Annotated in this window: 13 protein-coding genes; all 13 read right to left on the bottom strand. The window is 70.6% G+C overall.

The window, feature by feature from the left end; all coding sequences use genetic code 11:
- Positions 1-12: 12 nt before the first annotated feature.
- The 13 genes from AB0I04_RS28905 to AB0I04_RS28845 all read right to left on the bottom strand — a co-directional run bounded on the left by AB0I04_RS28905 (position 13) and on the right by AB0I04_RS28845 (position 19,723).
- On the bottom strand, positions 13-2,076 hold the full coding sequence (locus tag AB0I04_RS28905; RefSeq protein ID WP_360891035.1) for a family 43 glycosylhydrolase: 2,064 nt from the start codon (positions 2,074-2,076) through the stop codon (positions 13-15).
- A 42-nt stretch (positions 2,077-2,118) separates the two neighbouring features.
- A complete protein-coding gene (locus tag AB0I04_RS28900) occupies positions 2,119-3,528 on the bottom strand; it encodes an L-fucose/L-arabinose isomerase family protein (RefSeq protein WP_360891032.1) in 1,410 nt (469 codons plus the stop codon).
- A gap of 203 nt (positions 3,529-3,731) precedes the next feature.
- Complete coding sequence (locus AB0I04_RS28895) at positions 3,732-3,947, bottom strand: hypothetical protein (protein WP_360891029.1); 216 nt, start codon at positions 3,945-3,947, stop codon at positions 3,732-3,734.
- Positions 3,948-4,017: 70 nt separating this feature from the next.
- Complete coding sequence (locus tag AB0I04_RS28890; protein ID WP_360891026.1) at positions 4,018-7,137, bottom strand: family 78 glycoside hydrolase catalytic domain; 3,120 nt, start codon at positions 7,135-7,137, stop codon at positions 4,018-4,020.
- A gap of 160 nt (positions 7,138-7,297) precedes the next feature.
- Positions 7,298-9,892, bottom strand: coding sequence for a discoidin domain-containing protein (locus AB0I04_RS28885; protein ID WP_360891023.1), 2,595 nt, complete (start codon positions 9,890-9,892; stop codon positions 7,298-7,300).
- A 96-nt stretch (positions 9,893-9,988) separates the two neighbouring features.
- A complete protein-coding gene (locus tag AB0I04_RS28880; protein ID WP_360891020.1) occupies positions 9,989-12,040 on the bottom strand; it encodes a bifunctional aldolase/short-chain dehydrogenase in 2,052 nt (683 codons plus the stop codon).
- Positions 12,041-12,078: 38 nt separating this feature from the next.
- A complete protein-coding gene (locus AB0I04_RS28875; protein ID WP_360891017.1) occupies positions 12,079-13,500 on the bottom strand; it encodes a BNR repeat-containing protein in 1,422 nt (473 codons plus the stop codon).
- 4 nt (positions 13,501-13,504) lie between these two features.
- Positions 13,505-14,668, bottom strand: coding sequence for an L-rhamnose isomerase (gene rhaI / locus AB0I04_RS28870; protein ID WP_360891014.1), 1,164 nt, complete (start codon positions 14,666-14,668; stop codon positions 13,505-13,507).
- A 19-nt stretch (positions 14,669-14,687) separates the two neighbouring features.
- Complete coding sequence (locus AB0I04_RS28865) at positions 14,688-15,008, bottom strand: L-rhamnose mutarotase (protein ID WP_360891011.1); 321 nt, start codon at positions 15,006-15,008, stop codon at positions 14,688-14,690.
- Positions 15,009-15,065: 57 nt separating this feature from the next.
- On the bottom strand, positions 15,066-16,139 hold the full coding sequence (gene rhaS, locus AB0I04_RS28860; protein WP_360891009.1) for a rhamnose ABC transporter substrate-binding protein: 1,074 nt from the start codon (positions 16,137-16,139) through the stop codon (positions 15,066-15,068).
- Positions 16,140-16,158: 19 nt separating this feature from the next.
- Positions 16,159-17,202, bottom strand: coding sequence for an ABC transporter permease (locus tag AB0I04_RS28855; protein ID WP_360891006.1), 1,044 nt, complete (start codon positions 17,200-17,202; stop codon positions 16,159-16,161).
- A complete protein-coding gene (locus tag AB0I04_RS28850; RefSeq protein WP_360891003.1) occupies positions 17,192-18,211 on the bottom strand; it encodes an ABC transporter permease in 1,020 nt (339 codons plus the stop codon). The genes AB0I04_RS28855 and AB0I04_RS28850 overlap by 11 nt, the downstream gene beginning before the upstream one ends.
- Positions 18,212-19,723, bottom strand: coding sequence for a sugar ABC transporter ATP-binding protein (locus AB0I04_RS28845; protein WP_360891001.1), 1,512 nt, complete (start codon positions 19,721-19,723; stop codon positions 18,212-18,214).
- Positions 19,724-19,755 lie beyond the last annotated feature (32 nt).

Raw genomic sequence — 19,755 nt, 5'->3', positions numbered from 1 at the left:
CTCCTGGTGATGTCAGCGCTCGACGGACGTGTGGAACTTCAGGTCCCGGGCGGGTTCGGGGGTGAAGTCCGCGCCGCCGGTGCTGATGGCGGAGGTACCGCCGGAGTAAGGGTTCTCGTCGTTGAAGGCGACGCCGTAGCAGCCGGTGGCGGCCGGCGTGCCGAGGCGCAGGGCGTACTGGGCGCCCCGCCGCACCCGGACGCCGGGTCGCACGGTCAGGTTCCGGGCGGACCAGCCGATCGTGCTCGCCGGCACGGACGCCGACCACACCGTCGTGCCGGTGCTCCGGTCGACGAGCTCCACGTCGAGGGGATCGGACGGCGGCGTCCGGAAAACCCGCCCGCTCTCCGTGCCGTCCTTGAAGACGGTCACGGCGAGCGAGGTGAGCCGGCCCGTACGCCCGGCCGTGAAGCCCTGCTCGCGTCGGGTCGTCCCGGCGATGTCGCAGGTGGTGCGGAATCCGGTCACGCCGCTGGTCTGGTCGAGGGCCCGGATGGGGCGCTGGTGGCCCGGGTGGCCCGGGTCGAGGTGGACCCGCGAGTTCGCGCAGGTCAGTGGCTGGATCGCGCCGTCGGAGCCGAACGAGAGCGGCTGCCAGTAGTAGTTGGCCAGCGCCTCGTTGGTGTGGAAGTCCCACAGGTCGCTGAAGTACAGGTACGTCGGCGCGCCGTGCCGGGAGGGCAGCGTCGCGACCTGCGCCGGCTGCCCGCCGCAGGAGTCATCACTGATCTTGATGCCGCTGGTCGGGACCACCCACCGGGAGAAGTCCCCGGAGAAGTCGTCGGACAGCAGCGTCCGGCCGTCGGCCGAGGTGACGTTGACGTTGTCGAACCGGGCGGACTCCAGGTTGGCGCCGTTCCACTCGCGGAAGCCGACCTTGCCGGTGGCGTACGTGGTGTCGGTGTACCGGTCCACCTGGACGCCGTCGATCGACGTGGTCAGCGTCGCACCGGCCGCCGTGACCGCGACGTGGTGCCACTCCCCCGCGACGATGGGCTTGTCCAGCGGCACGACGTGGCTCGCCTGGGTGGCCCCGGCCCGGCGCAGCACGCTCAGCTTCCCGTTCGCCGTACCGGAGCCGGTCAGCAGGAACAGGTAGCCGTAGTCGTCGCGGTTCATCCGCACCGAGAACCCGGCCTGCGCCGACGTCCCCGAGGAGGTGGACAGTGGCGCGACGTCGAAGGAGAACGTGTAGTCGCTCCAGTCCTCGCCCTGCTGGGACAGCCCGTACAGCCCGCCGCGCGCGGTCAGCGCGCCGTCCTCGGCCGTCCACGCGTCCCGCCCGCGCCACGGGCCGAGCGGGCTCTTCGCGGTCAGGTAGGCGGTGCCGGTGCCGGTGCAGTACCCGCAGTTCGGGTCCGACATCGTCAGGTAGTACGTGCCGTTCCGCTTGAAGATCGACGGCGCCTCGACGCGGGTGACGCCGGTGATGTCGTACGGCCCGGCGGCGCGCAGGTAGTCGGCGGTGAGCTGGATGACCGCGATGTGCCAGCCGGCGTTGCTGCAGGTGAGGTAGCCCGTCCCGTCGTCGTCGACGAACACGGCGAGGTCGGCGGTGCAGTGCGTCTGGTCCGGCAGGTCGGGGACGGGCTGCTCGGTGAAGGGCCCGGTCGGCGTGCGGCTCGTGTAGACCCGGAACTTGTCGGTGGCGTCCTGGTCGTTGACCCACATGACGTACCTACTGGTCGCCCTGTTGTAGACGACGTGCGGGCGGAAGCAGTACCGGCACGAGCGGGGCGCCGCGACGTGCCCGCGGTCGGTCCAGTGGACCAGGTCGGGCGACGAGTAGACCTTGAAACCGCAGAACGTGTCGTTGTACGTCCATTGGTAGCCACAGTCGTAGCTGGTGCCGTACAGGTAGTAGGTGCCGCCGAACCGCGCGATCGCCCCGTCGTGCGCGTCCACCGCGTTGCCGTCGGTGTCGAACCGCACCACTTGGTTCCCGGCCGCGTCGAAACTGGTCAGATCCGTGTCGACCGCGGCCCGGGCGGGCGCCGTGAGGATCAGCAGCCCGCCCAGCGCCATGGTCAGCGCGAGTACGAAGCGGATTCCGCGCATGCCGAAGAAACTCGTCACACCGTCTCCTATGCGTGAGTCCCCCGACCCGAAACAGAACTGTCAGCTGCGTACGTCGATCAGTTCCACCTCCAGGAGGTCCGCGAGGGCGCGCAGGTCGGCGATCCGGTGGCCGGTGCCGAGGGCCCAGTGGTGGGAGATGCCCGTGGCGCTCCAGGCGTCGGTCCAGTCCCCCGGGTCGCAGCCGAAGTCGACGCGCGAGGTGGTGTTGCCGATCTGCAGCAGCGGCCCGTCGACGACCTCGCCCTCGGAGGCGACGAACGCGAACCGGCCGTCCCGTCCCTGGCGGATGCCGAACGCCGTCACCGGCCCGTGCTTGACGTCGAACTCCACCGACACGCCCCAGCCGCGCTTGCCGTGGTAGACGCCCAGGCCGCGCAGCAGCGGCTTGGAATCGCTGATGGCCAGGTGGGCCGGGCCGTCGTGGCCCATCTCGACGTGGCCCCGCTGGAAGTCCAGCGCCTGCAGCTCGGTGAACGAGCCGCCCGCGCCGAGCCGGTCCATGATCAGCATTGCGAGGGAGGTCCGCAGCTCGTACTCGCCCGCGGCCGGAACGCCGCGCGCGGTCAGCAGCGACGAACCGAGGATCATGCCCGCGCCGAGACGTTCGTGGATCTCGCCGTCCAGGCCCCGGTGGTAGTAGGCGAGGCTGTCGAGCTCGAAGTCCTCGACGAGCCGGTCGAGGCCGGCCGCGACGCGCGCGGCCCAGGAGAAGTCCTCGTCGTTGACCGAGTCGGCCAGCTCGAAGATCTCCGCGGCCTCCTTCTTCTTGGCCTCGGCCTCGGCGTCGGTGACCTTCTCCACGCGGACCCGCAGGTCGTCGAACTCCAGCACCTCCATGTGGCCGCCGAAGTTCGCCGGCACCAGGGTCAGGTCGGTCGAGACGTCGAGCATGCCCGGGTACAGGTGGCCCATGAGGCCGTGCCGTCCCCGGCGAAGCGCCGCCCGTACGCCCGCCGCTCGCACCCAGCGGCCGATCTTCGCCCAGGCCCGCTCGTCCTCGACGTACCCGGACACCGAGCGGAACGGGATGCCGCAGCGCTGGAACGCGTTGGCCATCTCCGGCAGCGGGCAGGCCCCGCAGTAGGCCAGCCACTGACCGGTGTCGAAGGTCGCGTGGTCCATCGACTCGGTCGGCTGCAGGTTGATCAGCAGCACGGGGGCGCCGCTGCGCTGGGCGATCGGCACCAGCATCGTCGCGGTCATGTAGGTGGTGAGGAAGCCGACAATGATGTCGCAGCCTGCGGCCCGCAGCCGTTCAGCCGCGGCCGCTCCCTCCTGGGCGTCGGAGATAAATCCGGCGTCGACGACCTCGGCGCCGAGCCCGCGCATCCGCTCCGACACTCGCTGGGCGGACCTACGCAGTTGTGGCAGCAGGTCGGGGAACTGCGGCCAGTAGGCGCCCAGTCCGCCCGCGACGAGCCCGACCCGGACGCTGGTGTCAACGGTCATCGAGATCGCGGCGCAAGCCCTGCGCTTTCGAAACGTAGAGGGTGCACCGCTCCCTCCCTTCTGTTACGGTAAGTGAGTCTGCGATAGCCAAGCGGATTCGCGGCCGGGCGGGCCGTGACCGCGCGGGGAGCCCTCCAGCCGTTGGGCGGGGCCGTGAACCGCGAACCATGACTTCTCCTTCGGGAGAGGTTTAAATCTCCTGCTTAGGCGGGAGAGGACGCCAAGTACGTCGTCAGGAACCCGACGATCATGTCGCAGCGCGGCGGCCGCAGTCGCTCGGCCGCCGCCGCGACCTCGGTATCAAGCAGGGTGCGTTCGGCGGTTCGCTGCAGTCGCAACAGCAGGTCGGCGAACTGCGGCCAGTACGCGCCCAGCCCGCCCGCAACGAGACCCACGCGGACCTGGTTGTCGGTCGTCATCTCTCCACCCTTCGTTCTGGTGACGGCGGGCCCGCGGCGGCCGGTGCCGCGAGCCCGCCGTCGGTCTCTGTCAGGTCCGGGTGCTGAAGTGCCAGCGGCCCGAGCCGACGGTGTACACGGCGTTGCCGTCCTGCATGCGCACGAACCGTGCGCCGTCCTGGGTGACCTGACTCGCGCTTCCGGCGGGCACCGACACCTCCGCGGTCGTGTTGACCGGAACGGTGACGTCGAGGGTGAAGCGGCCGCCGGAGAGCGACCAGCGGCTCGCGATCTCGCCGTAGTCGGACCGGTAGGTCGCCGACGCCCTGGTCAGGGAGCCGCCGGGCCTCGGGTGGATGACGACGCTCCGGTAACCGGGCGACGCCGGGGCGATGCCGGCGATGTTCTGGTACATCCAGTCGCCGACCGAGCCGAGGCCATAGTGGTTGAAGGAGTTCATGCCGGGGTCGTTGAACGTGCCGTCCGGCTTGATGCCGTCCCAGCGCTCCCAGATGGTGGTCGCGCCCTTGTCGATCTCATAGCCCCACGACGGGAACGTCTTCTGCTCCAGCAGCCGGTACGCCACGTCGGTGTGCCCGGTACGGGTCAGCGTCGGCAGCAGCTCACCGGTGCCGAGGAACCCGGTCGTGAGGTGCCCGCCGTGGGCGTCGATGTTCGCGACCAGCTTGTCGGCGGCGGGCTTGACCTGGCCGTCCGGCAGAAGGTTGCCGGCGAGCGCCAGGACGTGGGCGGTCTGGCTGCCACCGCCGACGGTGCCGTCGGACTTGACGTACTTCGCGTCGAACGCGTCCCGGATCTGCCCCCACAGCGTGCGGTAGGAGGCCGCGGCGGCGTGGTCGCCGATCGCGTCCGCCATCTGCGCGACCAGGTCGGTCGAGTGCGCGAAGTACGCGGTGCCGATCAGGTCGAGCGGGGTGTCGTCGCCGACGTTGAGCCAGTCGCCGTAGCCCTGAGCGGGCCTGATCAACCCGGTGCTGTGCGCCTTCAGGTAGTCGATCCACTTCTTCATCGCCGGATAGCGGTCGCGCACGACCTGCAGGTCGCCGTAGCGCTGCCAGAGCGTGAACGGAATGATCACGCCCGCGTCGCCCCAGCCCGCCGTGCCCGAGCCTCCTGCGACGGCCGGGGCGACGTCGGTGAACGCACCGTCGGCGGTCTGGTCGTCGGCCAGGTCGGTGGTGAACTTGGCGAGGAAGCCGTCGGCGTCCATGTTGAACGTCGAGGTCGGCGCGAACGCGGCGATGTCGCCCGTCCAGCCGAGCCGCTCGTCGCGCTGCGGGCAGTCGGTCGGGACGCTGAAGAAGTTGCCCTTCTGGCCCCACACGATGTTGTGCTGGATCTGGTTCACCAGCGGGTCGGAGGTGGTCAGCGTGCCGTTGGCGGGAGCGTCGGCGTGCGCGACGACGCCGGCGACGGCGTCCAGACTCGGCGTGCCCGGATAGCCGGTGACCTCGACGTACCGGTAGCCGCGGTAGGTGAAGCGCGGCTCGTACGTCTCGGTGCCGTTGCCCTTGAGCGTGTAGCGGTCGGTGTCGACGGCGCCGCGCAGATTCGCGGTGTAGAGCGTGCCGTCCGGGTTCAGCACCTCGCCGTTCCGCAGGGTCACGGTCGTACCGGCCGAGCCGGAGACCGTCAGGCGGTTCCAGCCGACCATGTTCTGGCCGAGGTCGAAGATGAACACGCCCGGCTTGGGCTCGGTCCGCTTCACCGGGTGCAGCACCGTGTCCTGCCGCACCGGCGGACCGGCCTGGGCGACGAGGTTCGGCCGTACGGTGGTGTTCACCTTGACCGGCTGCCAGGCGTGGTCGTCGAATCCGGCGTCGTCCCAGCCGCCCTGCTCGTTCCGGGCGTCATAGGTCTCGCCGGCGTAGATGTCGGACGAGGCCAGCGGACTGGCGGCCGCCTTCCAGGAGTCGTCGGTCCCGATGGTCTGCGAGGTGCCGTCGGTGAAGTCCAGGCGGAGCTGGGCGAGGAACCACGGCTGCTGCCCGTAGATGTGCGAACCGGCGAAGCCGATGTTCCCGGAGTACCAGCCGGGCGCCAGCAGCGCCCCGATCGCGTTGTTCCCGCGGTGCAGCATCGTGGTCACGTCGTAGGCCTGGTACTGGACGCGCTTGTTGTAGTCCGTCCAGCCAGGGGTGAAGTCGTCATCGCCGACGCGACGGCCGTTGACGTGCGCCTCGTACAGGCCGAGCGAGGTGACGTACAGGCGGGCCGCCGCGACCGGCTTGGCAAGCTGGAATCCGTGCCGTAGGTACGGCACCGGCGGCGACGGCTGGACGACCTGGCTCCCCCACGGGCCCGAGCCGTACGCGGCGGCGTCCTTGGCCGCGGGCCAGGAGGAGTCGTCGAAGCCCGGCTTCTCCCAGCCGTCCGGCACGGTCTGCGCGGCCTTGAACGAGCCGTCGGTGACAACGTCGAGCGGGTCCGCGCCGGAGCGTTCGACGTGCAGCCGCCCGACGATGCCCGCGGGGCTCACCGAGGTGTTCACCGCCTGGATCGCGATGGTGTTGGCACCGGGATGCAGGACGGAGGTGAGGTCCGCGAGCTGTCCCTGCTTCCAGCTGTCCGTGACCTGCGGCGACGACGCGACACGCGCGCCGTTGACGTACAGGACGAAGCCGTCGTCCGCGGTCAGGGTGAACAACGCCTTGGTGATCGAGGCTGAGCCCAGGTCGACGGTGCGGCGGAAGTACCGGGTCGAGGCGGGCTCGCTGGACGCCGGGTCGCCCTCCGGGTACCAGATCCAGTGGGCGCCGGTCAGGCTCGGCGTCGTGTCCGGACTGCCGATCCAGTTGGCCGTCCAGTCCTGCTGGGCCAGGCCGGTCTCGAAGAACGACGTCCTGCTCCAGCCCGAGGGCCTGCCCTGGGCGTCCCAGACGCGGACCTGCCAGTAGTACCGGTGGCCGGACCGCAGCGCGGGCCCGCCATAGGACACGTCGACGGACTGGCCGCTCGCGACGCGGCCGCTGTCCCAGACGTCGGCCGCGCGTGCCTTGGTGCCGACGGCCACCTCGTACGCGGTCTCGGACTGGCCTCGCGCGGTGGAGTCCAGCCGCCAGCCGAGGCGGGGCTTGGCGGCGTCGATGCCGATCGGGTTCGTCTCACGTTCGGTCGTCGTCGCCGTCACCCGTACGGGCGAGGACGACGACGCGAACGCCGGCACGGCGCCGGCCACGCCGGTGGTCATGAGAGCCACGGTCAGGACGGACAGTGATCGTCGGCGGAAACTCGGTATCAGGTGCATTCTCGGGCTCCCTTTCTGGGATCCGGCGGAAGGAAAACCCCCGATGAGGCGGGCGGCCGGGGCCGCCGCCCGCCGTCGGTCACTCAGGCGCTGGCGTCTCCCGTCATGCGTCGGTCACCTGGACCGTGTGCGAACCGGCGCGGACGCCGTGCAAGGTGATGTGGCCGCCGTCGTTCGTCGCCCGGTAGGCGAGCGCGGCGCCGCCGTTCCAGGCCACCTTGCCGTCGACGCGCACGGTGACCCGCTTTCCGCCGGTCGGCACCGCGATGTCGCCGGAGGTGCCGGCCGGGGCCGTGACGGCGAGGGTGAGGACGGCGCCGTGACCCTGCGTCCAGGTCACCCGCAGCGGGCCGTGCGGGGTGGGCACCTGGCCGCGGGCCCACGTCACCGAGCCGGGGTGCGGCTGCACCGCCCAGGTGGCGAACCCGGGTCCGGTCGGCACGGCGCCGAGCAGGTCGTTGCTGAGCGCCGGCACGACGCCCGTGGACCAGCCGTGCGCCATGGAGGTGTAGGCGCCCTCGTACAGGGAGCCGTTCTCGCCGATGCCCTCCCAGTCGGTGATGCCGGGGTCGTGGTTCGTCATCCAGCCGTACAGCCGCTTGATCTCCTCGATCGCGGAGTCGGCCTGACCGGACCGGAAGCGCGCCTGGATCTCCGGGTAGGAGGTGAACGCGTAGACCCGCTTGCTGCCGTCCGACACGAGCGTGTCGTTGTCCATGAAGGCGTTGCCGTACGGCTGGGCCGTCGTCTTGGCGAGGTGGCCGAGCGCGGACACCGCCTGCTCCGGGGATGCGACTCCGGCGACGATCGCGAGGCCGTTGCCGTCCTGGCCGTGGCGGACCGCGCCGGTGCCGGAGTCCAGGTAGGCGCCGGTCGTGGCGTCCCACAGGTAGGTGTTGATCGCCTTCGCGACGGTCTGCGCGCGCTGCTGCCAGCGGTCGGCGTCGGCGGGGTGGCCGAGGGCGCGGGCCAGGCCGGCCGCGTCGTTCAGCGCCTGGACGTAGAGGGCGTTGTAGTAGGTGACCTCGCCGGTGCGGGGCAGGAACGCGTAGTCGCCGTAACCGCCGGTGCCGTTCAGGCCCTTCGCCAGCAGGCCGCGGGAGTCGGTGACCGACGGGTACCAGGTGTCGAGGGTCTTGACGAGGTTCGGGTAGTACTTCGCGGCGTAGCCGGTGTCGCCCGAATAGAGCACGTAGTCCGAGCCGGAGGTCACCCACCACAGCGGGTAGTCGAACAGCGGGAGCGTGTAGTTGTTGATCGACGCCGGTGGGATCCAGCCGTCGGCGCGCTGGTGGTCGGCCAGGTCGGCGAGGACGTTGCGGGCGGCCTCGGGCACCGCGTGGGTGAGGTAGTCGGTGCGGCCCGACACGGCGACGTCGCCGACGTACGGGTCGCGGTCGCGCTTGGCGCCGTCGTGCAGCACCAGCTTGCCGTCCAGGGACGGGCTGTCGGCGTTCCGCGGCTCGACGTCGGTCGGGCGGAACGTGTCGGTGACCAGCTCGTTGGTGTAGGACGCGTTGTACCAGTACTGGTTGAGGGCCGGGTCCGAGGACTCGAACCAGCCCTTGTAGGTCCCGGGCGCGCCCGGGAGCGCGGTCGACTCGACGGTGACGTCCGTGAGCTTCACGGTGCCGTACGGCTCCGCGGCGGGAGCGTCGCCGTCCAGGGCGTCAAGGCTGATCTTGACGTACCGGAAGCCGTGCAGGCCGTCCGCGCAGACCTTCGTGCCGCTCTGGCAGCCCTTGGTGTCGGTCCAGGTGGTGGACTTCTCGGGTGGGGCGTACTGGTCGGTGCCGGGGCCGCCGGCGAAGTCGGAGCGGGCGAAGTCGGAACGGTCGGTGAGGTACTGCAGGGTCTCGGAGAACGCCAGCCGTACGCCGGGGTGGTCGGCCGAGGCTCCGCGGAACCGGATCTTCGGGTAGCCGACCACGACCTTGCCGAAGTCCAGGGTGACGCTCGCCCGCGCCGGGTCGGTGACGACGCCGGGCCAGACCTCGTTGATCCGGGTGAAGTCCCCCCGGGAGCTGGGCTGGTCCTTGGTGACGGTGATCCGCACCCGGTCGGCGGTGACCTCCTGCGGGAACGTCACGGCCCGCTGCACGTCGGTGTTGCCGGTCACCGTCACCTGGGTGACCCAGTCCGTGCCGTTCCAGGTGGAGACGGTGAAGTCCATCGGGACGCCGTCGCTGTTGGACAGCAGGGTGATCCCCGGCAGCTTCACCGGGGTGGGGCTGGTGATCTCCAGCCAGGCCGGATACGTGTCGGGGTTCGCGTCGTTCCAGAACGTCTTGACATCGCCGTCGACGGCGTGCGCGGGCTCGTACGAGGTGGGAGTGCCGTTGTTGCCGCCGTTCGCGTCGTGGTACGAGGAGGCGGTGGCCGTGGTGCCGGACGGCCAGGCCGGCTTGGGCTTCGGCGCCTCCCGGTGCAGGGTGGTCGTCCCCGCACCGAGCAGGCCCTTCGGGTTGGTCACGTCGCCGACGGTGGACACGACCCGGACCGGCGACACCTCGCGGTGGGAGGTCCCCTGGACGTAGTGGCGCCAGTTCGGCGGGGGCAGTTGGGCGAGCGCGTTCGCGGCCCGCGAGTCTCCGTCGGCCCGCGTGGGCGACGTGGCGACGAGCGTGGTGGTGGCGCCGAGCGCGAGGCAGGCGAGGACGTGCAAGGGTCGTCGTCGAATATTCAAAGCCAGTCGCATCCCTGGGCTCTCCCTCTCTGGGATCCGGCGGATTGAGCAACCCCGATGTGTGCGGCCGTGGGGGCGGCGCGTGGCGGCGCGCCGCCCCCTGGCGGTTCAGCGGAGGAAGGCGGCGGCCACTCCGGCGTCGACCGGGACGTGCAGTCCCGTGGTGTGGGTCAGGTCCCCGCCGGTGAGGGCGAAGACGGCGTTCGCGACGTGCTCGGGCAGCACCTCGCGCTTGAGCAGGGTGCGCTGGGCGTAGTACTCGCCGAGCTTCTCCTCCGGCACGCCGTACACGGCGGCGCGCTTGGCGCCCCAGCCGCCGGCGAAGATGCCGGAGCCGCGGACGACGCCGTCGGGGTTGATGCCGTTGACGCGGATGCCGTGCTTGCCGAGCTCGGCGGCCAGCAACCGGACCTGGTGCGCCTGGTCGGCCTTTGCCGCGCTGTAGGCGATGTTGTTCGGTCCGGCGAACACGGCGTTCTTCGAGGAGATGTAGACGATGTCGCCGCCCATGACCTGCTCCATCATGACGCGGGCGGCCTCGCGGGAGACGAGGAACGAGCCGCGGGCCATGACGTCGTGCTGCAGGTCCCAGTCGGCGACGGTCGTCTCGAGCAGCGGTTTGGACAGCGACAGCCCGGCGTTGTTGACGACCAGGTCGACGCCGCCGAAGGCCAGCACCGCCTCGCGGAGCGCGGCGGCGATCTGCTCCTCGTCGGTCACGTCCACGGCCACCGCGACGGCCACGTCCGTGGCACGGAGCGCGGAGGCGCCGAGTTCGGCGGCGACCTTCTCCGCCGCGCCGGCGTCGCGGTCGGCGACGACGACGCAGGCGCCCTCGGCGGCCAGCCTGTGGGCGGTGGCCGCGCCGATGCCGGAGCCGCCGCCGGTCACGAACGCGACGCGGGTGGCGAGGGGCTTGGGCTTCGGCATGCGCCGCAGCTTGGCCTCCTCCAGCTCCCAGTACTCGATGCGGAACTTCTCCGACTCCGCGATCGGGGCGTAGGAGGACAGCGCCTCCGCGCCGCGCATCACGTTGATCGCGTTGACGTAGAACTCGCCGGCGACCCGGGCGGTCTGCTTGTCCTTGCCGAAGCTGAACATGCCGACGCCGGGAACGAGCACGATCGCGGGGTCCGCGCCGCGCATGGCCGGGCTGTTCTCGTCGGCGTACCGCTCGTAGTAGGCGCGGTACTCCTCGCGGTACGCCCCGTGCAGCTCGTGCAGCCGGTCCCGTACGTCGTCCAGCGGGGCGGTCGGCGGCAGGTCCAGGACGAGCGGGCGGACCTTGGTGCGCAGGAAGTGGTCCGGGCAGGAGGTGCCGAGCGCGGCGAGCCGCGGGTGCTCGGCCCGCGCCACGAAGTCCAGGACCTCCGGGGAGTCGGTGTAGTGGCCGACCTGCGGCCGGTCGGTCGAGGCCAGCCCGCGGATCAGCGGGAACAGCGCGGCGGCCCGCTCACGCCGCTCGGCCTCCGGCAGCGGCTCGTGGATCACCGCGCCGAACGGGTCGGGCCGGCCGTGCTCGGCGATGTACGCCTCGGCCGTACGGATGATCTCCAGGGAGTTGGCCTGGCACTCCTCGGTGGTGTCGCCCCACGCGGTGATGCCGTGGCCGCCGAGGATCACGCCGATCGCCTGCGGGTTGTCCTTCTTGATCGCCGCGATGTCGAGGCCGAGCTGGAAGCCGGGCCGCCGCCAGGGCACCCACGCGACCCGGTCGCCGAACACGCGGCGGGCCAGCTCCTCGCCGTCGGCGGCGGTCGCGATGGCGATGCCGGAGTCCGGGTGCAGGTGGTCGACGTGAACGGCGTCGACCAGGCCGTGCATGGCCGTGTCGATCGACGGCGCCGCGCCGCCCTTGCCGTGCAGGCAGAAGTCGAACGCGGCGACCATCTCGTCCTCGCGCTCGACGCCCGGGTAGACGTTCACCATCGCGCGCAGCCGGTCCAGGCGCAGCACCGCCAGGCCCGACTCCTTGAGCGTGCCGAGGTCGCCGCCGGAGCCCTTCACCCACATCAGCTCGACGTCGCCGCCGGTCACCGGGTCCTGCGTGACGCCCTTGGCGGAGGCGTTGCCGCCGGCGTAGTTCGTGTTGCGCGGGTCCGAGCCGAGCGCGTGCGCGCGCTCGAGCAGCTGGTCCACCTCGGGCGGGTTGCCCGTCATCCGATCTCTCCTTGGGTGTTCGTGGGTACGGCCGGTGGTCACCGGCGCGCGCCGATCCGGAAGTCGATGACCCGGACGGCCGACGGCGTCGTCCCGGTCGATTTCTGCTGGTACATGTAGGACAGGACGCCCTGGGAGCGGAGCCGGGAGGCGTCGACGTCGACCTCGCCGAAGGCGTTCAGGTCCTTCGCGTCGTACAGGACCTTCCAGTCCGTCCAGCCGCTCGCCTTGCTCGCCGCGACGATCCGACCGAACGGCATGATCACGTACGCGTTGTCGCCCCGGTCGAAGACGATCTTCGACCGGCCGGTGGCGTTCAGCGGCACGGGGATCTGTGTCTTGTGCCAGGCCCCGGAGGAGTCCCGCCACAGGTGGTAGTCCCGTCCGTAGGCCGTACGGTCGGCGACGTAGTTCGTCACGCAGGACTTGGACTCTTCGGGCACGTAACTCTCGATCACGTGCGGGCGGCCGGCGGAGTCGACGGCCTGGCCCTCCTGGTTGATGAGTCCGCGGTCGACGCCGATCGGGTCGACCGTGAGCCCCGGCGCGTCGATCGACACGGGCGCGGAGCCGGTGGCGCCGACGGCCTGTCCGGCGCTGTTGCGCCAGGTACGGCCGCGGTCGTCGCTGTAGATGTAGCCGATGTCGTGGTTGTCCAGCCCGCCCGGGGCGCACAGGACCTTCTGGTCGCCCTCCCGCCAGGTGAACGCGACGGACAGGCGGCCGTCCGGGCCGTAGTCCAGGCCGTGGATGTACATGTTGCGGGTCGTGCTGGTCACGCCGTTCGCGGTGTAGTTCCCGGTCGCGCTCGACCACGTGCCGACCTGCCGCCACGTCCCGCCGTCGTACTCGGCCAGCTGGTTGACGCCGTTGCCGGAGCCCTGGCCCGTCCGGTACACGAACTGCAGCTTCTTCTCCGGCGTGACGATGAACTGCGGATAGGTGATGTTCCCGAGGTCGAGGCCGCCGAGGGTCTGCCGCACCGGCCCGAAGTCGCTCGCGTCCCACTTCCCCGGATGGTTCGCCAGCCCCGCGACGGACTGGACGTAGAAGACGGGCGTGTTGTGGGTGTCCATCGCGATGTGGATGCGGCCGTCGCGCGGCGAGATCCCCATCGAGATGACGTTGTGGGAGTCGTCGGTCGTCAGCTGGTGCGGCAGCGTGATGGTCTGCCACACGCCCTCCGGCGCGCGCCGCCGGGCGATCTTGACGTAGCGGTCCGCGTGGTACCAGGCGACGTACTGGTAGCCGCCGTAGGTGAGGATGCCGCTCATCTGGAACGGATCCTGGTTGACCAGCCCGTCGTAGGAGACGAAGTAGATGCCGGACGGGTCCAGCAGCGTGTCGCGCAGCACCCGCGCCGAGGGCCCCGATCGGGTGGCCGACGCCGCCGGCGCGGCGTCGACCAGGCCGCCGGCGAGCGCCGCGACGGCGGCCACGGCCAGCGCTCTGCGGAACATCAGGTCACGCTCCCCAGCCGGCCGCCTGGCCGTCCTTGCGGCCGTCGCGGATCTTCTCGAAGTACCCGGACCGGGCGTAGGCCGCCATCGGGTCCGGGTCCAGGCCCATCTCCGCGCGCAGTTCGGCGAGCAGCGGCCGGACGTCGGTGTTGTAGGCGTCCATGAACACGGCGTTCGCGCCGAGGACGTCACCCGCCTGCTGGGCCGCCCGCAGCGCCTCGACATCGATCAGGAGCGCCTTGGCGGTGGCCTCCTGGACGTTCAGCACCGAGCGGATCTGGCCGGGGATCTTCGGCTCGATGTTGTGGCACTGGTCGAGCATGAACGCGATCTCGTCGGTGTACCCGCCGCCCTGGATCACCTGGTCCATGATCCGGTACAGCTGGAACGGGTCCGCGGCGCCGACCATCAGGTCGTCGTCGGCGTAGAAGCGGGAGTTGAAGTCGAAGCCGCCGAGCTTCCCCTCGCGCAGCAGGAACGCCACGATGAACTCGATGTTCGTGCCCGGCGCGTGGTGCCCGGTGTCGACCACCACCTGCGCCTTCGGGCCGAGCTTGAGGCAGTGCGCGTACGACGTGCCCCAGTCCGGCAGGTCGGTGGTGTAGAACGCCGGCTCGAACAGCTTGTACTCCAGCAGGAACCGCTGGTCGTCGCCGAGCCGCTCGTACACGGCGGCCAGGGCCTCGGCGAGGCGGTCCTGCCGGGCGCGGATGTCGTCCTGGCCCGGGTAGTTCGTGCCGTCGGAGAACCACAGCTTCAGGTCGCGCGAGCCCGTCTCGTCCATGATGTCGACGCACTCGAGCAGGTGCTTCAGCGCCTTCTCCCGCACCTTCGGGTCGGGGTGGGTGACGCTGCCCAGCATGTAGTCGTCGTCCTGGAAGACGTTCGAGTTGATCGCGCCCACCTGGACGCCCCGCTCGCGGGCGTGCTCCGCCAGGGCGGCGTAGTCGTCCACCTTGTCCCAGGGGATGTGCAACGCGACGGTCGGCGCGATGCCGGTGTACTTGTGCACCTGCGCCGCGTCGTCGATCTTCTCCTGCGGCGTGCGCGGCACGCCCTGCTGGGCGAAGACCTTGAACCGGGTGCCGGAGTTGCCGTACGCCCACGACGGCGTCTCGATGCGCTGGGTCCGCAGTGCCGCCTTGACCTGGGCGCTGTCCGTTGTCATTGTTCGTGATCCCCGATCGTCAGTCGAGATGGAAGACTTCGTCGAGCCGCAGCAGGCCCTCATCCGGGCGCTGTCCTTCGAGGTCTTCGAAGAACGGCGCCATCTCCGCCTGCCAGCGAGCGTTCACCTCGGTGTTCTCCATGGCCGCGCGCGCCGCGTCGAAGTCGTCGGTCTCCAGGTAGCCGACGAGCAGCCCGTCGTCGCGCAGGAACAAGCTGTAGTTGCGCCAGCCTGCCGCGCGCAGGGTGGTGAGCATGTCCGGCCACACCGCCTGATGCCGTTCGCGGTACTCCTTGAGGCGGTCCTGCTTGACCTTGAGCAGGAAGCAGACGCGCTGCACGGGAACTCCTCCCACGACGGGCGCGGGGCCGCACTAGGCGGCCCCGCCACCGGCCGCCTAGAAGTTGTAGTTGTCGATGTTGCTCTTGTCGAAGACCGTCGGCGGGCCGAGGATGACCTCGCCGTCCTTGCCGATGGTGCGCTCGCCGAGCTTGCCGGCCTTGAACTTCTCGCCCTCCGCGCCGGTGATCTGGCCGGAGGCGAGGGCGGCGGCGGCGTACGACGCGAGGTAGCCGAGGTTCTTCGGGTCCCACAGCTCGAACTTGCCGACCGTGCCGTCCTTGACGAACTTGCGCATCTGGTTCGGCGTGCCGAGGCCGGAGACCGCGACCTTGCCCTTGTACTTCGAGCCGGAGATGTAGCGGGCCGCGGCGGCGATGCCGACCGTGGTCGGGGCGATGATGCCCTTCAGGTCCGGGTACGCCTGCAGCAGACCCTGCGTCTGCTGGAAGGACTTCTGGTCGTCGTCGTCACCGTAGGCGACCTTGACCAGCTGGATGCCGGAGTACTCCGGCTTCTTCAGCTCGTCCTTCATGAAGCCGATCCAGGTGTTCTGGTTCGTGGCGTTCGCGGTCGCCGACAGGATCGCGATCTTGCCCTTGCCGCCGATCAGGTCGGACATGACCTTGATCTCGCTGCGGCCGATCTCCTCGGAGCTGGCCTGGTTGATGAAGACGTCGCGGCAGTCCTTGGACGCGTCCGAGTCGTACGACACGACCTTGATCTTGCGGGACATCGCCTGCTTGAGCGGGCCGCAGACGGCGTTCGGGTCGTTGGCCGCGATGAGGATCGCGTCCATCCGCTGCTGGATCAGCGTGTTGATGTAGGAGATCTGCGAGGAGGCGGACGCGTCGGACGGGCCGACCTCCTTCGCGTCGCCCCCGTACTCCTTGGCCCCGGCGATGCCGGCGTTGTCGACGATCGTCTCGTACGGGTTGTTGACCTGTTTGGGCAGGAAGGCGACCTTCAGGCCCTTCTTGAGCGGCGCGTTCGGGTCCGCCTTCGCGCCGGTCGTCGCGGCGCCGTTGCCGTCCTTGGAATCCGAGGAGTTCTTCGTCGTACCACCGCAGGCGGCGGCACTGACGGCGAGGGCGGTGGCGATCGCCACGGCCGCCAGGGGGCGCATGATCATGGGGGGTTCCTTTTCGTGATTAGGAGGCGGCGGAGGAGGTGCTGCGGTGGTGTCGTCTTGCCTCGCGTACGGCGGCCGCGATCCGCGGCGTGAGCACCGAGACGATGAGGAGGACGCCGGTGACGATCGACTGGATCTCGGTCGCGACGTCACGGAGCATGAGCAGGTTGCGGAGCAGGCCGATCAGCAGCACACCGGCCACGACACCGCCGAGCGTGCCCTTGCCGCCGTCGAAGTCGACGCCGCCGAGCAGCACCGAGGCGATGACCGCCAACTCCAGGCCGAGGCCGTTGTCGGCGCGGGCGCTGCCGTACCGCAGCGTGTAGACGGCGCCGGCGAACGCCGACACGATCCCGGAGACCACGAACAGCAGCAGCTTGATGCGCTTGACACGGATCCCGGCGAAGAACGCCGCCTCCTCCTGCGCGCCGATCGCGAACAGCGCGCGGCCGAGGCCGGTGGCGTGCAACACGATCGCGGTGACGATGGCGAGCAGGATGAACAGCGCGAAGGGGTACGGGATCGGCGTGCCGGGCACCGTCTTGGTGGCCATGTCGGCGTAGTTCTGCGGGAACTGCGCGACCGCCTTGGTGCCGAGCACGACGTACGCGAGGCCTCGGTAGAGGGTCAGCGTGCCGATCGTGACGGCCAGGGACGGAAGTCCCAGCCGGGTGACGAGCAGGCCGTTGATCAGGCCGGCCACCGCGCCGACGACCAGGAGCAGCGGGATGATCATCTCGATCGCCCACCCGGCGTCCCAGAGCGCGCCGAACAGCGCGCTGCACAGGCCCAGCACCGAGGCCACGGACAGGTCGACCTCGGCGGCCACGACCAGCAGCGTCATCGGCAGCGCGATCAGCGCGATCTCGCTGAGGTCGTCCAGGGCGAAGGACAGGTTGTCGCTCGTGGCGAAGTCCGACGTGCCGAGCGCGCCGCCGGCGAACACGACGATCAGCAGGGCCGTGACGATGACGTCCCAGCGGATGAACCGGGTCAGCGGCCGGGGGGCCTCGGCGCGTGCCGGCACGCGGCGGGCCTCGGCGGCGGGGGCTTCAGGCGCCATGGCGGGCGTTCCTCCTTCGCAGGGCGCGGGTGACGCGCAGGCCGAGCAGGCGGTCGACGCTGATCGCGAGGAGCAGCAGCAGACCGGCGATGGCGTCCTGCCAGAAGGAGTTCACCTTCAGCACCACCAGGACACTGCCGATCGTGGTGAGCAGGAGCGCGCCGAGCGCGGCGCCGTACACGCTGCCGAGGCCGCCGACGATGGCCACGCCACCGACCACGACGGCGGCGACCACCCGCAGCTCCCAGCCGTGCGCGGCGTCCGCGACGACCGTGCCGAACCGGGCGAGCCACAGCACCCCGGCGAGCCCGGCGAGGACACCGCTGACGAGGTACGCCGTGAGGATCCGCTTGCGGATGGCGATGCCGGCGAGCCGCGCGGCGTCCGGGTTCGAGCCGATCGCGTAGAACTCCCGGCCCGACGGGTAGGCCCGCAGGTAGTGCCCGACCGCGAGCATCACGACCACCGTGATGAGCGGCAGGTATGGCACGCCAAGCACGCTGCCGTTGCCCAGGTCGAGCAGGGAGGACGGCACGTCGGCGGCGTTGATCTGCTGGCCGTGCGCCCAGTAGTAGTCCAGGCCCTGGATGACGTACAGCGTGCCGAGCGTCACCACCAGCGCCGGGACCTTGAAGAAGCTGACGAGCACGCCGTTGACGAGTCCGCAGACCGCGCCGATGGCCATCCCGATGAGGAGGACCAGCAGCACGTTGCGGTCGTGCCCGGCGACGAACTTTCCGGACGCGAACGCCACCAGGCCGACCACCGACCCGACGGACAGGTCGATGTTGCGGGTGACGACCACCATCGTCTGCCCGACGGCCAGCAGGGCCAGGATCGAGGCGTTGAGGAAGATGTCCTTGACACCCTGCGTCGACAGGAACGAGGAGTTCACCAGCGTCGTCACGACGACGAGGACGATCAGTGCGGCGAGGATGCTCAGCTCCCGCGCCCGCAGGACGGTGTCGACGAGCCTGCGCCCGCCGGCGTCGGCGGTTACGGCTGCCATTTACACGGCCTCCTGTTGGGTACGGCCGGTGGCGGCGGCCATGACGGTCTCCTCGGTGGCCTCTTCGCGGGGGATCTCGGCGGCGAGCCGGCCCTCGTGCATGACCAGCACGCGGTCGGCCATGCCGAGCACCTCCGGCAGGTCGGAGGAGATCATCAGGACGGCGAGGCCCTGGCCGGCCAGCTCCGACAGCAGGCGGTGCACCTCGGCCTTGGTGCCGACGTCGATGCCGCGCGTGGGCTCGTCGACGATCAGCACGGACGGCTCGGTCGACAGCCACTTGGCGAGGACGACCTTCTGCTGGTTACCGCCGGACAGCACGCCGACGGCGTCGCTGAGCCGCGCGTACTTCAGCTGCAGCCGGATCGCCCAGTCGGCTGCCCGGTCGCGTTCGACCTTCCGGGAGATGATCGGGCCGCGGCGCAGCGTGCGCAGCTGGGTGAGGCCGATGTTCCGCTCGATCGAGCCGTCCATGACGAGGCCCTGCTGGCGCCGGTCCTCGGGGACCAGGGCGATCCCGGCGGACATCGCGGCGGTGGGGCTGCCGGCCGGCAGCCGGGTCGTGCCGACCTGGACGCCGCCCGCGTCGTAGCGGTCGACCCCGAAGATCGCGCGGGCGACCTCGCTGCGCCCGGCGCCGACGAGGCCGGCCAGCGCGACGATCTCCCCGGCGCGCACCTCGAAGGAGACGTCGGTGAAGACGCCCTCGCGGGTCAGCCGGGAGACCGTCAGAACCGTCTCGCCCGGCGTCGTCTCCTGCTTGGGATAGAGCGTGTCCAGCTCGCGGCCGACCATCCGCTGCACGAGGTCGTCGGGGGTGAGCCCGTCGAGCGTCTCGGTGGAGATGTAGCGGCCGTCGCGCAGCGTCGTCACCCGCTGGCAGAGGTCGAAGATCTCCTCCAGCCGGTGGGAGATGAACAGCAGCGCGCAGCCCTGCTCCTGGAGGGTGCGGGCGACGGCGAACAGCCGCGCGACCTCGTTGCCGGACAGCGCCGCCGTCGGCTCGTCCATGATCAGTACGCGGGCGTCGCGGGAGATCGCCTTGGCGATCTCCACGATCTGCTGGTCGGCGATGGACAGACCGCGTGCGGGCCGGTCCGGGTCGAGCGCGACGCCCAGCCGCTCGAACAGCTTCGCGGTCTCGGTCCGGAGGGCGCGGCGGTCGATGCGGCCGAAGCGGGCGCGCGGCTGGCGGCCCATGAAGATGTTCTCCGCGACCGACAGGTCGGGGAACAGCGTGGGCTCCTGGTAGATCACGGCGACGCCGGCGTGCTGCGCGTCGCCGGGACCGTGGAACTCGTGCGGGCGGCCGTCCAGCAGCACCTGCCCCTCGTCGGGCCGGTGCACCCCCGCCAGGATCTTGACGAGGGTGGACTTGCCCGCCCCGTTCTCGCCGGCGAGCGCGTGGATCTCTCCGCCCCACAGCTCCAGGGAGACGTCCTGCAGAGCCCGCACCGCGCCGAACGCCTTGCTGACGCTCGCCAGGGCGAGGATCGGAGGCGACTCGGTCACGCGGCCTCCTTCGTCGGCCTGGTGACCAGGTG

The organism is Actinoallomurus sp. NPDC050550 (genome assembly GCF_040655075.1).
GTDB lineage: Bacteria > Actinomycetota > Actinomycetes > Streptosporangiales > Streptosporangiaceae > Actinoallomurus.
The sequence above is the reverse complement of the archived record's forward strand: the minus strand, read 5'-3'. Positions and strand labels throughout refer to the sequence as shown.

Coding starts and splice junctions, on each gene's coding strand:
- AB0I04_RS28900 (WP_360891032.1), bottom strand. CDS start 3,528: ATGACCGTTGACACCAGCGTCCGGGTCGGGCTCGTCGCGGGCGGACTG.
- AB0I04_RS28895 (WP_360891029.1), bottom strand. CDS start 3,947: ATGACGACCGACAACCAGGTCCGCGTGGGTCTCGTTGCGGGCGGGCTG.
- AB0I04_RS28890 (WP_360891026.1), bottom strand. CDS start 7,137: ATGACCACCGGCGTGGCCGGCGCCGTGCCGGCGTTCGCGTCGTCGTCC.
- AB0I04_RS28885 (WP_360891023.1), bottom strand. CDS start 9,892: ATGCGACTGGCTTTGAATATTCGACGACGACCCTTGCACGTCCTCGCC.
- AB0I04_RS28880 (WP_360891020.1), bottom strand. CDS start 12,040: ATGACGGGCAACCCGCCCGAGGTGGACCAGCTGCTCGAGCGCGCGCAC.
- AB0I04_RS28875 (WP_360891017.1), bottom strand. CDS start 13,500: ATGTTCCGCAGAGCGCTGGCCGTGGCCGCCGTCGCGGCGCTCGCCGGC.
- rhaI (WP_360891014.1), bottom strand. CDS start 14,668: ATGACAACGGACAGCGCCCAGGTCAAGGCGGCACTGCGGACCCAGCGC.
- rhaS (WP_360891009.1), bottom strand. CDS start 16,139: ATGATCATGCGCCCCCTGGCGGCCGTGGCGATCGCCACCGCCCTCGCC.
- AB0I04_RS28855 (WP_360891006.1), bottom strand. CDS start 17,202: ATGGCGCCTGAAGCCCCCGCCGCCGAGGCCCGCCGCGTGCCGGCACGC.
- AB0I04_RS28850 (WP_360891003.1), bottom strand. CDS start 18,211: ATGGCAGCCGTAACCGCCGACGCCGGCGGGCGCAGGCTCGTCGACACC.